Origin of the sequence: Nocardia farcinica (assembly GCF_029867845.1) — a bacterium.
Taxonomy (GTDB): domain Bacteria; phylum Actinomycetota; class Actinomycetes; order Mycobacteriales; family Mycobacteriaceae; genus Nocardia; species Nocardia farcinica_A.
Genome location: NZ_JARWRU010001037.1, coordinates 1 through 1,196, shown reverse-complemented (window position 1 = coordinate 1,196; position 1,196 = coordinate 1). Strand labels below are relative to the sequence as shown.

Annotated in this window: 1 pseudogene; it reads right to left on the bottom strand. The window is 78.6% G+C overall.

Features of this window, described 5'->3' with window-relative positions:
• A pseudogene (locus tag QH283_RS22960) lies at positions 1–1,178 on the bottom strand (endonuclease); the annotation flags it as partial.
• Positions 1,179–1,196 lie beyond the last annotated feature (18 nt).

Below are 1,196 nucleotides of genomic sequence, written 5' to 3'. Positions count from 1 at the left end.
GCCGTCGTCTCGGCGTCGAGTTCGGCCAGGCGCGCCCGCCTGCGCCGGGCCCGCGCCGCCGCGCCGATGAACTCGGCCCGCTCCTTGCGGGCGCCGCCCAGGCGGACGCCGTGCCGGAAATCGCCACTCACGCCGACGGTCAGGGCACGCCGATCGGAGCCCGGGTCGGGCGTCCGCGCGTCCGCGTCGTCAAGCGTGATGTCGTCCAGCGCGATGGAGGCCAGCAGATCGGCGACCACGGCGCGATCGACGCCGAGGTCGGCGCAATCGGCCTCGACGCGCAGAACATCCGCGAGGGTGCGTCCGGCCGGGCGGTGCTCCGGCGGGAGCGGACGCAGCTCCACCTCCGCGGGTGTGGTGTGTCCGGCCGGGCGCCGGGGAGCGTGCTCGGGCGCGGCGGGCAGCGCGCCCACCCGGGCGTCCAGAAGGCCCGCGGCCGCCAGGGCGGCGTCGATCCCGGCGGCGGTGGCCTCCTCGACGTGTTCGGCGAACCGGACCGCACGCCACAGCGGTGCGCCGCTTTCCCCCGACGACGCGGCGTCGGCGATGGGCGAGTCGTCGAGTTCGGCACGGAGCCGGTCGGATTCGGCGACGAGGCAGGCGAGCCGGGCCTCGGCGGCCGAGGCGCGGGTCCGGGCCGCCAGGCGGCGCTCCCGCAGTTCCTCCGACAGCGGTGCGGTGCGTTCGGCGAGCAACTCGGCGGGGGAGGGGCCGTCCTGGTCGGTGGCGGCGGCGAGCAGGGCGTCGACCAGGCCGGGACCCAGCTCGGCGTAACGGTCGTGGTGGACGGCCTGCCAGTCGCGCAGGGCGGCGGCGTGCCGGTTGCGGGCCAGCTCCACCTCGGCCTCGGCGCTCGCGAGGGTGGCGGTGGCGGTGTCGCGGGTGTCGCGGGTGCGCTGGGCCTGGCGTTCGGCGCGGTCGCGTTCGGCGCGGGCGGCATCGAGTCGGGTGCGGGCGGCCCTGGTGGCGCGCAGGTCGGCGTCGCGTTGTTCGGCGGCGGCGCGGACCGCGGTGGTCAGCGCATCGCCGCGGGCGGACTCGGGGGCGGCCCAGGTGATGCCCGCCTCCTCGGCGGCGCCGCGGGTGCGTTTCTCGGCGAGGGCCAGCGCCTCGGCGGACTCGCGCACGGCCTCGGCGGCGCGGACGGCCGCCAGGGCGCGCAGGGCGACCGCCGGCATTTGGGCCACCCCCCTGTG